At 61.9% G+C, this 13,077-nt stretch carries 15 protein-coding genes; 1 reads left to right on the top strand and 14 read right to left on the bottom strand.

Annotated elements, in window-relative coordinates:
• Positions 1–29: 29 nt before the first annotated feature.
• The 9 genes from ACLV8F_RS16265 to ACLV8F_RS16305 all read right to left on the bottom strand — a co-directional run bounded on the left by ACLV8F_RS16265 (position 30) and on the right by ACLV8F_RS16305 (position 7,201).
• On the bottom strand, positions 30–1,007 hold the full coding sequence (locus ACLV8F_RS16265) for a succinylglutamate desuccinylase/aspartoacylase family protein (protein WP_411885244.1): 978 nt from the start codon (positions 1,005–1,007) through the stop codon (positions 30–32).
• Positions 1,000–1,752, bottom strand: a complete 753-nt coding sequence (locus ACLV8F_RS16270) for an amino acid ABC transporter ATP-binding protein (RefSeq protein ID WP_411885245.1) — start codon at positions 1,750–1,752, stop codon at positions 1,000–1,002. The genes ACLV8F_RS16265 and ACLV8F_RS16270 overlap by 8 nt, the downstream gene beginning before the upstream one ends.
• Positions 1,753–1,760: 8 nt before the next feature.
• Complete coding sequence (locus ACLV8F_RS16275) at positions 1,761–2,411, bottom strand: amino acid ABC transporter permease (RefSeq protein ID WP_411885246.1); 651 nt, start codon at positions 2,409–2,411, stop codon at positions 1,761–1,763.
• 10 nt (positions 2,412–2,421) lie between these two features.
• Positions 2,422–3,090 carry an amino acid ABC transporter permease gene (locus tag ACLV8F_RS16280; RefSeq protein WP_411885247.1) on the bottom strand — a complete coding sequence of 223 codons (669 nt, stop codon included), beginning with the start codon at positions 3,088–3,090 and terminating at the stop codon, positions 2,422–2,424.
• Positions 3,091–3,132: 42 nt separating this feature from the next.
• Complete coding sequence (locus ACLV8F_RS16285; RefSeq protein WP_411885248.1) at positions 3,133–4,515, bottom strand: MmgE/PrpD family protein; 1,383 nt, start codon at positions 4,513–4,515, stop codon at positions 3,133–3,135.
• 136 nt (positions 4,516–4,651) lie between these two features.
• A complete protein-coding gene (locus ACLV8F_RS16290; protein ID WP_411885249.1) occupies positions 4,652–5,440 on the bottom strand; it encodes a transporter substrate-binding domain-containing protein in 789 nt (262 codons plus the stop codon).
• Between the two features lie 51 nt (positions 5,441–5,491).
• Positions 5,492–5,626 carry a hypothetical protein gene (locus tag ACLV8F_RS16295; RefSeq protein WP_411885250.1) on the bottom strand — a complete coding sequence of 45 codons (135 nt, stop codon included), beginning with the start codon at positions 5,624–5,626 and terminating at the stop codon, positions 5,492–5,494.
• A 139-nt stretch (positions 5,627–5,765) separates the two neighbouring features.
• The gene (locus ACLV8F_RS16300) at positions 5,766–6,179 is read right to left on the bottom strand and encodes a RidA family protein (RefSeq protein WP_411885251.1); all 414 of its coding nucleotides are present in this window, start codon (positions 6,177–6,179) and stop codon (positions 5,766–5,768) included.
• Positions 6,180–6,241: 62 nt separating this feature from the next.
• A complete protein-coding gene (locus ACLV8F_RS16305; RefSeq protein WP_411885252.1) occupies positions 6,242–7,201 on the bottom strand; it encodes an agmatinase in 960 nt (319 codons plus the stop codon).
• Between the two features lie 141 nt (positions 7,202–7,342).
• Here ACLV8F_RS16305 and ACLV8F_RS16310 point away from each other — a divergent pair, with 141 nt between their 5' ends.
• Complete coding sequence (locus tag ACLV8F_RS16310) at positions 7,343–8,242, top strand: LysR family transcriptional regulator (RefSeq protein ID WP_411885253.1); 900 nt, start codon at positions 7,343–7,345, stop codon at positions 8,240–8,242.
• A 94-nt stretch (positions 8,243–8,336) separates the two neighbouring features.
• Here ACLV8F_RS16310 and gltA read toward each other — a convergent pair whose 3' ends face one another.
• From gltA to sdhD, 5 genes are all read right to left on the bottom strand, one after another.
• Complete coding sequence (gene gltA / locus ACLV8F_RS16315) at positions 8,337–9,647, bottom strand: citrate synthase (RefSeq protein ID WP_411885254.1); 1,311 nt, start codon at positions 9,645–9,647, stop codon at positions 8,337–8,339.
• A gap of 49 nt (positions 9,648–9,696) precedes the next feature.
• Entirely contained in the window at positions 9,697–10,005 is a 309-nt protein-coding gene (locus ACLV8F_RS16320) for a succinate dehydrogenase assembly factor 2 (protein WP_411885255.1), read from the bottom strand.
• Positions 10,006–10,098: 93 nt separating this feature from the next.
• The gene (locus ACLV8F_RS16325; RefSeq protein WP_411880265.1) at positions 10,099–10,803 is read right to left on the bottom strand and encodes a succinate dehydrogenase iron-sulfur subunit; all 705 of its coding nucleotides are present in this window, start codon (positions 10,801–10,803) and stop codon (positions 10,099–10,101) included.
• A gap of 55 nt (positions 10,804–10,858) precedes the next feature.
• Positions 10,859–12,652, bottom strand: a complete 1,794-nt coding sequence (gene sdhA / locus ACLV8F_RS16330; RefSeq protein WP_411885256.1) for a succinate dehydrogenase flavoprotein subunit — start codon at positions 12,650–12,652, stop codon at positions 10,859–10,861.
• Between the two features lie 54 nt (positions 12,653–12,706).
• Positions 12,707–13,072 (bottom strand): succinate dehydrogenase, hydrophobic membrane anchor protein, encoded by a 366-nt coding sequence (sdhD, locus tag ACLV8F_RS16335; protein WP_411885257.1) that lies wholly within the window; start codon positions 13,070–13,072, stop codon positions 12,707–12,709.
• Between the last annotated feature and the right edge of the window lie 5 nt (positions 13,073–13,077).

Consider the following 13,077-nt stretch of genomic DNA (forward strand, 5'->3'; position numbering starts at 1 on the left):
CGCTGAATTGCCGACCCGGGGCTCAGGCCTCAGGCCCTGCGCCCCAGCCGAACCGTGGTCACGCCCGGCCGCAGTTGCTTGACGGAGGGCATGATCAGCACGCAGCCGTCATAGGGCGCGACGATGGGCTCGCCGCCGTCCCAGGCGATGAGTTCCCCGGCCCTGGCGATGACTTCGCCACCGCGGAAATCCTGGACAAACCGGAAGGCCATGGACTTGGCCACGATGCGGTGGGTCACGACCAGGGGCCGCGGCGCCGGGACGTCCGGCAAGGTCCAGCCGGGCGGCACGTCGCCGCTTTCGATCATGCCGGAGGCGACCAGGAACCGCATCAGCGCATTGCGGGCTGTTTGAAGCGAGGACGGGTCCCAGTGCTGGCCGGCCTCCAGCAGCAGCGCAATCTCCGATCGCGCGGGATCCGCCAGCCGGTCGAAATCACGCATGCGCACGCCGTCGTCGTGCCCGGCATCCACGATCACCTGCGCGCCCAGGCCCAGCGATTGGGCGAAGTCGATGTTGCGTTGCAGCAGGCCGGTGACCAGCAGCGGCTCGCAGGGCTCGTGCATGGAATGCAGGTCCAGCAGGTAAGTGGCACGTTCGACAAAAGGCCGCAGCACCCGTGCCCGCTCCAGTTCGCTGCTTTGGCCTGAACCGCCCAGCCGTTCAAGCGACCACACGCGGTTGAAATCTTCGTCGACAAAGCGCGAGGCGTCCGGGCTGGCCGGGTCGAAGCGCGCAAAAGCCGCCACGTTGCAGAACGCGCCGGTGATGCGGCCTTTGCGTGGGCGGATGCCGCTGCCGAGGAAAGCATCCAGCGCCGTCGCGCCGGAGTATTCGTTGCCATGCACCAGCGCGGTGACCAGCACCTCGGGCCCTTGCCGCCCTGAGTCGAGCTCATGCACGTAGTCAACGCCGGTGGCGGAGGCGGCGCGGGACGTGATGGTTGGCGCTTGCAGTTGCACCGCATGCGCTTTGGCGGGAGTGTTTTCCGGCATGAGTTCAGCCATGGTTCATGGATAAAAAGTTTCGCAGCTCCGGCGTCTGCGGGTTGGTGAAGATGGCTTCCGGCGTTCCCATTTCATGCACCAGGCCCTGGTGCATGAAGATGATGCGGTCGCAGACTTTTCTGGCGAAGTTCATTTCGTGGGTCACGATCATCAGGGTAACGCCTTCCCGGGCCAGCCCTTCAATCACCTGCAGAACTTCCCCCACCAGCTCGGGGTCAAGGGCCGACGTGATTTCATCGCAAAGAATCACTTCGGGGTTCATGGCCAGCGCGCGCGCAATCGCCACCCGCTGCTGCTGGCCGCCCGACAGCTCATGGGGGTAGCTGTCGAATTTGTCTTCCAGCCCCACGCGCTTGAGCAGCTTTTCTGCGAGCGCACGGGTTTGCGCGCCCGGCAAACCTTTCACCAGCCTGGGCGCGAGCATGACGTTGCTTCCCGCGCTCATGGCCGGAAACAGGTTGAAGCTCTGGAATACCATGCCGACTTTTTGCCGCAATGCGCGCATGGCCTGCGCGTCCTGGCTTTTCACCGGCAGCCCATCGACCAGCAGTTCACCCTGCTGGAAAACCTCGAGCCCGTTCACGCAGCGCAGCAAGGTGCTTTTCCCCGAGCCGCTTTTGCCGATGATGCACACCACCTCCTTGCGCTGGATACCGAGGTCTATGCCCTTGAGCACTTCGACCGGGCCGTAGCTTTTGCGCAGTTTCTTGATTTCCACCAGGCAGGTGGGCTGGTCGTTTGTCATGGCATTCCTCAATGTTTGAAGCTGAATTTGCGCTCCAGCGCGCGGCCCCACAGGGAGCAGGGAAAACAGATCGCGAAGTACAGCAAGGCCACGACGCCGTAAACGAAGAAGGGGTCGTAGGTCACGTTGGTGATGATCTGGCCGGTTCTCGTCAGTTCGACAAATCCGATCACCGAAGCCAGGGAGGTGTTCTTGATGATCTGCACACCCAGGCCCACGGTGGGCGGAACTGAAACTTTGATGGCCTGCGGAAAGATGACGTAGCGCAGTTGTTCGCGCAGGTTCAGCGCGAGGCTGCTCGAGGCTTCCCATTGCCCCTTGGGGATGGACATCACGCTGCCGTGCCAGGTTTCCGTCAAAAAAGCGCCGGCATACAAAGACAGGCACAAGGTCGCGGCCAGCAGGGGCGAGGGATTGAGGCCGAAGAGCGCAAGGCCGAAGTAGGTCAGGAACAGCTGCATGAGCAGCGGTGTTCCCTGGAAAAGCTGCACATACCAGGTGATGGCGCGGCCCAGCGAATCCGGCTTCATGATGCGAAGCACCAGCAGTATGAGCCCCAGCAGGGAGCCGCCCGCAAAAGCGATGGCCGAAAGAAAAAGCGTCCACGGCACCGACAACAACAGGTTGCGGATGACGTCCCAGGTGCTAAAACTGCTCATCGTTTGACTTTCAGAATTTCATTCGCCCGAAGACAAAACGCGGGCCCATCCATAAAAGCAGTTTGCGCAGCAGGATGGCCAGCACGAGGTAACACGCGGTGACGGCCATGAAGGCCTCGAAGCTGCGAAAGCTTTTGCCCGCCACGAAATTGGCCGCATAGGACACTTCTTCCGCGGAGATCTGGCTGCAGACCGAAGAGGCCAGCATGATGATGACCAGCTGGCTGACCATCGCGGGCCACACGCGGGCCAGCGCCGGTGCGATCAGCACGCGGGTGAAAATCTGCCAGCGGCTCAAGGCCAGCGACTGGGCCGCTTCGATCTGCCCTTTGGGTGTGGCTTCTATCCCGGCGCGGATGATCTCGCAGGCATAGGCGCCCAGGTTGAGGACCAGGGCGACCAGGCTGGCCGGTATCGCGCTCATCTTCAGGCCGACGGATGCCACGCCGAAAAAGATGAAGAAGATCTGGATGAGGAAGGGCGTGTTGCGGAACAGCTCGACATAGCAGGCCAGCCCGGCCTTAAGCCATGCGGGTCCTTGAATCCGGCCCCAGGCGCAAGCGGCACCCAGCAAGGTGCCGGCCAGGCAGCTCACGGCGGTCAGCACGCAGGTCAGCCACAAGCCCTCCAGGAACAAGGGCCAGGCTTGCACGACGGCGGAAAAATCAAGTACCGACATGGCGATCCAATGGATAAAAGAAAAGGGGCGTTGGGTGTCTCATCATGAGGTCGTCGGGCTTTCAAACAGGTCGCGCACCAAAATATCCCCATCGAGCATGCCCAGGCGTGAAAGAAGGCTTGCCGCGGGGCCACTGCCCATGGCCGGCGTTGCGCAGGCGAGAAACTTGTCACCGATCTCCTGGTCGCTGAGCGGCGAGCCGACGGAGCCTCGCGCGGTAGCCCTGAAGCGCTGGAATACTTTCCCGCCGCGCAGATGGAGATGGACCTCCGCGCCTTCCGGCGCTGATTGACGCAGCGCCGCGTCATCCCAGAGAGGCCCTGTGCGCATTTCAACCTTCGCCATGAGTGAAACCAGTTCCCGGTTCTTCAGCAACTTCTCGTCAAGGTGTTCCAGCGTGAAATTCCCGAACTTCAAGGAGACGGCGATGGCGTACTGCATGCTGAACTGGCTCTGCTGGATCGTCTCCGGCTGGGCGTAAACCAGGTTTCTGGACACCATGGGCGGCACGTCGCACACCATGCGCTCAATGTCGTCGGGCCGGATGTTGTGCACGGCCACCAGGTGCATGAGCGCATCAACCGCGGCATGGGAAGAAAGGCAGACCGGAATCCGTTTGATGTCCACGCCCGGCTCCCGTGAAAACCAGCGAGAGCCCAGGTCATCCATCACGGCAAGATCAAACACGCTTTCATTGAACAGCCTGGCGAAGCCGTTGGTGGATTCAATCGCATCCATTGGGCCGCGCGCGCCCTGCGCCGCGAGCAGCGCGCAGGCAACGCCCGCCTCAGCGGCCCGGCCTGCCATCAAGGCCTTGCCGTCGGTTCCGAAACAGGCCTTGGTTCCGCCGGCGCCGGTGATCGCCAGGCCCAGGGCCGAGCTCATCTTCTCCGGGCCGAGTTTGAGCAAATGCGATGCGGCCACACAGGCGCCTATGGGGCCCAGCACACCGGTGGTCCACCAGCCCTGCTCGTACAGGATGTTTTTTGACGCCGCGCCTACCGCGTACTCACATTCCGATCCGGCCACAAAAGCCGTGACCAGGTCTCTGCCTGACGCGTTGACCTTTTGGCCGACCGCGATTGCTGCGGGGGCGATCACCGCGGACCCGTGCACGACACCCGCATAGCAGTTGTCGTCGAAATCAAGTGCGTGGGCCGAGGCGCCGTTGATGAAGGCCGCCGTTTGTTCCGAAACGCGCGCGCTGGTGCCAAACAGCGTCGACCAGCCGTGCGAGCCGGCCTGAAGGCCCGCCGCCATGGCGATGCGGCCCACGCGCGTCCGGGATCCCGCGATGGCAACGCCCGCGGTATCGACCAGGCTGGTTCCGGCGTGCGCCCGGACGGCCGCGGGAATGGCGCCGCCTTGCAGATCTGACGCCCAGCGGGCCAGCCTCTGGGTCACAGAGAGATGCGTCGTCGTCATCGAAATTCTTTCTGAGACATGCCTGCCCTTCCATGACCGGGCGGTAGCTGGATCAAGTCAAGTAGCGGTGTTCCCGTCGCATCTGAAAAAAAGATGGTCGACGGGAAGGATGAGGCACGCATGCCTGGGGAAAAACTTACTCCGGAAGATTGCCCGCAGGCGCGCCCAGCCATCGCTGGGAAATTTCGTCCAGCGTTCCCGCTTTTTTGGCGTCCAGGATGATCTGGTTGACCTTCGCCAGCAGCTGGGTTTCTCCTTTGGGGACGCCCACATAGCAAGGGGCGTTCGCCAGGATGACCTTCAGTTCCAGGCTCAGCGCCGGATTCTTCTGCTTGATGGCGGCGGCGACGGCCGTGCCGGTTGCAAACATCTGTGTTTGCCCCGACAGGAAAGCGGCCAGCGTGCTGTTGTTGTCTTCGAAGCGTTTGACGACGGCGGCGGGCGCAAGGCGTTGCAGCTCTTCATCCTGCATGGAGCCGCGGGTTACGGAAATGGTTTTTCCCGTGAGTTCGCCAAAGGTCTTGGCCTGCACTTCCTTGCTGCCGAAGATCGCATCAAAAAAGGGCGCATAGGCGACGCTGTAGTCGATGACTTTTTCGCGTTCGGGTGTCTTGCCAAGCGAAGAGATGGTGAGGTCGGCCTTTTGTGTTTGCAGGTAGGCGATGCGATTGGGCCCGGTGACGGGAATGAGTTCCAGCTTCACGCCCAGCTTGGTCGCGATGATGTTGGCCATCTCGATGTCATACCCTTTTGGCGCCATATCGGTGCCGACGAACCCATAAGGGGGATAGTCTGTCGGCACTGCGACGCGAATGGTTTTTCGCGACAGGATTTTGCTCAGTGCATCATCGGCTGCAACAGCTGGAAAAGCCAGCAAGCTGCTCAACAGGGCCATGCAGGCGAGTAGTGTGGATCTGCGTTTCATGTGAAGGGTTCTTTCCAGGTGGGGATTCATGATTGCCTTAACCAACCGATCTCAAGCGTTCGAATTGCCTCGCTCTTTTTTCAATGCGCCTTTAAATTCGGCACGCATCTCCAGCTCCGCGATCAAAAAAAACTTCAGCACCGGCTTCGTGGAACCAGCCAGGCGATGCACGAAAAAATTCTTCATTGCATCGCTTGTCGGGTACTTTATTGATGGTGCAAGACGCATGCCAAAAACGTTTTTTTCATTGGAGATTCATCGTGTTTTGAATATTTATTTTCTTCTTCAAAACGCATGGACCGCTATCGATGCCGCCGCGAATTTTTCAATCAGGAATGACCGCGGTGGCATCCACTTCAACAAGGTATTCAGGGCGCGCAAAAGCCGACACCACGATGCCTGTAGACACGGGGTAAACACCGGCAAGCCATTTGCCGACGACGCGATAAACGTCTTCGCGGTAGCGCGGGTCGCTGATGTACACGGTGAGTTTGCAGATGTGCTCGAGTTTTCCGCCGGCTTCTTTCATCAGCATGTCGATGTTCTTCATCGCCTGTTCCGTTTGCCCGGCAACGTCACCAATGCAAACGCTTTCGGATGTGTCGAGGTTCTGGCCAATCTGGCCGCGCAGGAACACCGTGGTCCCGCGCGCCACGACGGCCTGGCACAAATCATTGCTGATGGACTGCTCGGGGTAGGTGTCCTTGGTGTTGAATTTCCGGATGCGTGTGTGTGCCATGAATAAGCTCTTGATAGTGGGATGTGGGGAAAAAATTGGGTGCTGCCGGCGGAGGGGCGGTGTTACCTGTCGAAGTAACCGGCCTTGATGGTGCTGCCGATGAGGTTGACGATCAGGCGGCCCGCCGTCACGCAGGTCAACTTGGTGGCGGTGTCCTTGGCGGGCTGGATCTCCACGATGTCCATTCCCACCACGCGCCCTTTTTTGACGAGGCCGTGAATCAGCGCGCGTGCCTGCACGAAGTCGACGCCGCCGGGTGCGGGTCCATCCACGGCGGGCATGACGGTCGGGTCCAGGCCGTCGGCGTCGATGGTGAGGTAGTAATTGCCGCCTGAGGGAATGCGGTCCAGCACGGCCTTCATGCCGACCTCATGCAACTCGTAGGCGGAGATCAGCACGGCGCCGTAGTCGCGGGCTGCCTGGTAGTCGGCCGGGCGGCCGCTGCCCTGGGCGCGCAGGCCAATCTGCACGATGTGCTTGACGAAGGGCAGTTCCGACGCGCGCCGGATGGGGCTGGACAGGCCGTCCTTCACGCCGTTGACCTCGTCGCGCCAGTCAAGGTGTGCATCGACGTGGACCAGGGTGATGGGACCGACCTCATCGAAGGCGCGCAGGATGGGGTTGGTGATGCCGTGGTCGCCGCCCAGGACGATGGGCAGGCCGCCGCCCTTGAGGATGTGGCGCACGGCCAGTTCGGCCTTGCGGTAGTGGTCGCCCGGGATCTTCAGGTCGGGCAGCACGTCGCCGCAATCCACAAAGCGGATGTCGGTGCGGCCTTGCAGCAAGGGGCCGTCGATGTCGAAGTCGTAATGCTCGGGCGCGCGAACAATACGGTCCGTGACGTCGCGTATGGCCTGTGGCGCATTCGTCTGGTCGTTGGTGAAGCCGCGCGGGCTGTAGGCGGAGCCGAAGGGCATGCCGAGGATGGCGATGTCCGATTGCAGGCCTTCAAGCTGCGTCACCAGCTCGGAGTACAGCAAGGTCTTGTGGCCGGTGCGGGGAGGGACTGTGAGGGATTCCATGGGTGGGGCGTTGTTGTAAAAGTCAGGTTCGTCGGGGGATTCGCGGGTCTTGCATTGCACTTTAATGACCGTGAAGCAAATCAAAAAATGACTTTTTTGAGGGTGTAGTCTTAGAATTCAATACCTTTCACGACTGAACCCATGATCAAGCTCGACTTTGACGAAAAGGACCTGCGCTCTTTGCGTGTGTTCTGCAGCGTGGCGCAGGCCGGGGGGTTCGCCGCCGCCGAGAAGCAGTTGCTGATGTCAAAAGCCTCCATCAGCCGCCATGTGAGGGAGGTGGAAGAACGTTTGGGTGTGCAGCTTTGCGAACGCGGGCCAGCGGGCTTCAGGCTGACGCCGGAGGGTGAGGTGGCCGTGAAGCTGGCCTCCAGCGCGCTGCGCTCGCTGGAGCGCATACGGCCTGAAATCGATGCGGTGCACGGGGTCTTGTCGGGTTGCCTGTCCATCGGCATAGGCGAGCACGCCACTTCGCATGCGGATTTCAGGTTTCCCCAGGCGCTGGCGCGCTTGCGCGAGCGCGCGCCGAATGTGAAGCCCGAGATTTCGGTCATGACATTCCCCGAGCTCAACCAGGCCCTGCGGGAAAACCGGGTGGACATCGCCTTGCGCGGCAAGTACGTGGAGGACGGTGAGTTCAGGTATTTGCCGCTGTTCAAGGAGACGCACCGCGTCTACGTCTCAACGCTGGTCGGGGAGCAGGAGGGCAAAAAGCTGCCGCTGGTGTTTCGCATGCATCCCTATGTGCAGCAGGCGATCGACAAATGGGGCTACGAGCGTGGTCCGGCCGCCGGAGGGCTGGAGGCCATCGGTGTGCTGATCGCCACGGGTCATTACCAGGGTTTGCTGCCCACCTATTTCGGCAACCTGCTGGCCAAGCGTTATCCGCTGCGGCTTCAGGCCGGCGGCCCGGCTTTCAGCCACCCCATTTGCGCGGTCACGAATCCCGCACATCCCTTTACCCACCGCGCCGAGCTTTTCCTCAAGATTCTTGAAGAGCTCCATGCGGGCTTTGCCGAATCGTCCGGCGACACGCAGTAGCGGGCGGCGGCCACCAGAAGAGAGGACGGGACCACTGCAGGCAGAAAAGAAAAAAGCCCGCGCAAGCGGGCTTTTTCGTGGGTTGCCGGTCTGATCAGCGCTTGTCGAGCGGCTTGACCTGGCGGGTCGTCGAGCCGGTGAACAGCTGGCGCGGGCGGCCGATCTTGTACTCGGGGTCGCCGATCATTTCGTTCAGCTGGGCAATCCAGCCGACGGTGCGGGCCAGCGCGAACACGGCGGTGAACAGCGGCACGGGGATGCCGATGGCGCGCTGCACGATGCCGGAGTAGAAGTCGACGTTGGGGTAGAGCTTGCGCGAGACGAAGTAGTCGTCTTCGAGGGCGATCTTTTCCAGGGCCATGGCCAGCTTGAAGAGTGGGTCGTTCTCCAGGCCCATTTCCTTCAGCACTTCCTTGCAGGTTTCCTGCATGAGCTTGGCGCGCGGGTCGTAGTTTTTGTAGACGCGGTGGCCGAAACCCATCAGCTTGACGCCGGAGCTCTTGTCTTTCACCTGCTTGATGAATTCGCCGATTTTCTCGACGCCGCCCTGCTTCTGGATGTCGCCCAGCATGTTGAGGGCTGCCTCATTGGCGCCGCCGTGGGCCGGGCCCCAGAGGCAGGCCACACCGGCCGCGATGGCGGCGAAGGGGTTGGTGCCGGAGGAACCGCACAGGCGCACGGTGGAGGTCGAGGCGTTCTGCTCGTGGTCGGCGTGCAGGATGAAGATGCGGTCCAGCGCGCGCTCGAGCACCGGGTTGACCTTGTACTCTTCGCACGGCGTGGCGAACATCATGTGCAGGAAGTTGCCGGCGTAGCTCAGGTTGTTTTTCGGGTACATGTAGGGCTGGCCCACGGTGTACTTGTAGGCCATGGAGACCAGGGTCGGCATCTTGGCGATCAGGCGGATGGCCGAGATGTCGCGGTGTTCCGGATTGGTGATGTCGGTGCTGTCATGGTAGAAGGCCGACAGGGCGCCGACCAGGCCGGTCATGATGGCCATCGGGTGCGCGTCACGGCGGAAACCGCGCAGGAAGAACTGCATCTGCTCGTTGACCATGGTGTGGTTGGTCACGCGGTGCACGAAGTCGGTCTTCTGCGCCACGTTAGGCAGCTCTCCGTACAGCAGCAGGTGGCAGGTTTCCATGTAGTCGCAGTTGGTGGCCAGCTGCTCGATGGGGTAGCCGCGGTACAGCAACTCGCCCTTGTCGCCGTCGATGTAAGTGATCGCCGACTGGCAGGCCGCGGTCGACAGGAAACCGGGGTCATAAGTGAACATGCCGGTCTGGGCATAGAGCTTGCGGATGTCGACGACGTCCGGGCCGACATTGCCCTGGTACACCGGCAGGTCGATGCTGGGGCTGCCGTTGCTGAAGGACAGGGTGGCTTTGTTGTCAGCTAGCTTCATTTCTTGCTTCTTTCTTTCGTATCAGTGTGAATTTGGGGACGGCATGCAATCACGGGGCCGGCGCTGCGGGCTGCAGCAACTTTAAAACTTCATGGGCTTCGGAAGTAGAGGCGCTTGCCTTGGCCGCTTCATCGGGCAGCTGGGTGGCGTCTTTTCGTTTTAACAGCAGGTCCAGCAAGTCGTTGTCGGACAAATCCATTAAATCATTCAACCCTTTTGCCTGCCTGACGGTGAGCGTGGCCTCATGGCCCCGGAAGAAGCGTTCGATCAGCAGGTCGTTCTCAAGCAGGCCGCGCCGGCAACGCCACTTGAGCTTGCTCAGGGCGCGCTCGTCTAGCAATGGGTCAGGGGTAATCATGATATGCGTTTCGGCGCCGGGCCGCCCCAAGCCGAAACAGCCCCCTCGGGGGGCAGCGAATTACACGAAGTGACGAGCGTGGGGGCCATATCTTCAGACTGCTCTGAGGACCATCATCTCCTTGATCTTGCCGATGGCTTTCGTCGGGTTCAGGCCCTTGGGGCAGACGTCGACGCAGTTCATGATGGTGTGGCAGCGGAACAGGCGGTACGGGTCTTCCAGGTTGTCCAGGCGCTCGGCGGTGGCTTCGTCGCGGCTGTCGGCGATGAAGCGGTAGGCCTGCAGCAGGCCGGCCGGGCCGACGAACTTGTCGGGGTTCCACCAGAAGCTGGGGCAGGAGGTCGAGCAGCTGGCGCACAGGATGCACTCGTAAAGGCCGTTGAGTTCATCGCGCTCTTCGGGGCTCTGCAGGCGTTCCTTCTCAGGCGGCACGTTGTCGTTGATCAGGTAGGGCTTGATCGAGTTGTACTGCTTGAAGAACTGCGTCATGTCGACGATCAGGTCGCGCACCACGGGCAGGCCGGGCAGGGGCTTCAACACGATGTCGCCCTTCAAGGTCAGCATGTTGGTCAGGCAGGCCAGGCCGTTTTTGCCGTTGATGTTCATCGCGTCCGAGCCGCAGACGCCTTCGCGGCAGGAGCGGCGAAAGCTGATGGACGGATCCTGCGCCTTGAGCTTCATCAGCGCGTCCAGCAGCATGCGCTCATGGCCGTCGAGTTCGACCTCGATGGTCTGCATGTAGGGCTTGGCGTCGGTGTCCGGGTCGTAGCGGTAGATCTTGAAGGTGCGTTTGGTCATGGGGTTCTCGCTTCTTGTGGGGTCGCAGGCCGGCTGTGCGTATTTTTTCAGGTGCTTAGAACGTGCGCGTCTTCAGCGGCACGGACTCGACGGTCAGGGGCTTCATCTGCACCGGCTTGTAGGCCAGTCGGCTGCCTTCGCTGTACCACAGCGTGTGCTTGTGCCAGTCGGTGTCGTTGCGGCCGTTCGGGTGCTCGGGCGTGTCGCCGTAGTCGTCGACCGAGTGCGCGCCGCGGCTTTCCTTGCGGGCTGCGGCCGACACGATGGTGGCCTCAGCGGCTTCGATCAGGTTTTCGACTTCCAGCGCCTCGATGCGCGCGGTGTTGAAGATCTTGGACTTGTCTTTCAGGCCGATGCTGTTGACGCGCGCGCGCAGGGCGGCGATTTTCGTCACGCCTTCGTCCATGATGGCCTGGGTGCGGAACACGCCGGCGTGCTGCTGCATGGCGGCGCGCAGGTCGTTGGCCACGTCCTGGGCGTACTCGCCGTCGGTCGCGTTGTCCAGGCGCGCGATGCGGGCCAGGGTCTTGTCGGCGGCGTCGGCCGGCAGCGGCTTGTGCGTGGTGGTCTTGGCGAACTCGACGATGTGGTTGCCGGCGGCCTTGCCGAAGACCAGCAAATCCAGCAGCGAGTTGGTGCCCAGGCGGTTGGCGCCGTGCACGCTGACGCAGGAGCATTCGCCCACCGCATACAGGCCGTTGACGACCTGACTCTGGTTGTTGGCGTCCTGCGTGACGACCTGGCCGTGGATGTTGGTCGGGATGCCGCCCATCTGGTAATGAATGGTGGGCACCACGGGAATCGGCTCTTTGGTGATGTCAACGTTGGCGAAGTTATGGCCGATCTCGAACACCGAGGGCAGGCGCTTCATGATGGCGTCCACGCCCAGGTGGGTCATGTCCAGCAGGATGTAGTCCTTGTTGGGGCCGCAGCCGCGGCCTTCCTTGATTTCCTGGTCCATGGACCGCGAAACGAAGTCGCGCGGCGCCAGGTCTTTCAGCGTGGGCGCATAGCGCTCCATGAAACGTTCGCCGTTGCTGTTGCGCAAGATCGCGCCTTCACCGCGGCAGCCTTCGGTCAGCAGCACGCCTGCGCCGGCCACGCCGGTCGGGTGGAACTGCCAGAACTCCATGTCTTCCAGCGGGATGCCGGCGCGCGCCGCCATGCCCAGGCCGTCGCCGGTGTTGATGAAGGCGTTGGTCGACGCGGCAAAAATACGGCCAGCGCCGCCGGTGGCCAGCAGCGTGGTCTTGGCTTCAAAAATGTGGACGTCGCCGGTTTCCATTTCGAGGGCGGTCACGCCGACCACGTCGCCGGCGGCATCGCGGATCAGGTCCAGCGCCATCCACTCGACGAAGAAGCTGGTTTTTTCCTTGACGTTTTGCTGGTAAAGCGTGTGCAGCATGGCGTGGCCGGTGCGGTCGGCCGCGGCGCAGGCGCGCTGCACGGGCTTTTCGCCGTAGTTGGCGGTGTGGCCGCCGAAGGGGCGCTGGTAAATCGTGCCGTCGGGATTGCGGTCGAAAGGCATGCCCATGTGCTCGAGGTCGTACACGACCTTGGGCGCTTCGCGGCACATGTATTCAATCGCGTCCTGGTCGCCGAGCCAGTCGGAGCCCTTGACGGTGTCGTAGAAGTGGTAGTGCCAGTTGTCTTCGCTCATGTTGCCGAGCGAGGCGCCAATGCCGCCCTGCGCTGCGACGGTGTGCGAGCGCGTGGGGAACACTTTGGAGAGGACGGCCACGTTGAGGCCGGCGCGCGCCAACTGCAGCGATGCGCGCATGCCGGAGCCGCCGGCACCGACGATGACGACGTCAAATTTGCGCTTGGGGAGATTGGATGTTGCTGTCATGATTTTTTGTGGGGTGTCGGTCTTCTTGTCGGGTCTGCAGGTGTCAGCGGCGCGTCAGAGACGCCACAGGACCTGGATGCCCCAGCCGGCGCAAGCGACCAGCCAGACAATCGTGAAAACATTCAGTACCAGCTTGATGGAGGCCGGCTTGACGTAGTCCATCCAGATGTCGCGCATGCCGACCCACACGTGGTAGAGCAGGGCGACGATGACCACAAACGTCAGCGTCTTCATCCATTGCGACGAAAAGATGCCGGCCCATTTGTCGTAGCCGATGGGTCCTTTGCTGAGGATGACCTGGGCCAGCAGCAGCACGGTGAAGAGGGCCATCAGGGCGGCCGTGATGCGCTGCGCGAGCCAGTCGCGCAGGCCGTAATGGGCACCGACAACGATGCGTTTGGAGCCGTAGTTAACTGCCATTTTTG

This window comes from Polaromonas sp. YR568, from assembly GCF_943369675.1.
Taxonomy (GTDB): Bacteria; Pseudomonadota; Gammaproteobacteria; order Burkholderiales; family Burkholderiaceae_C; genus Polaromonas.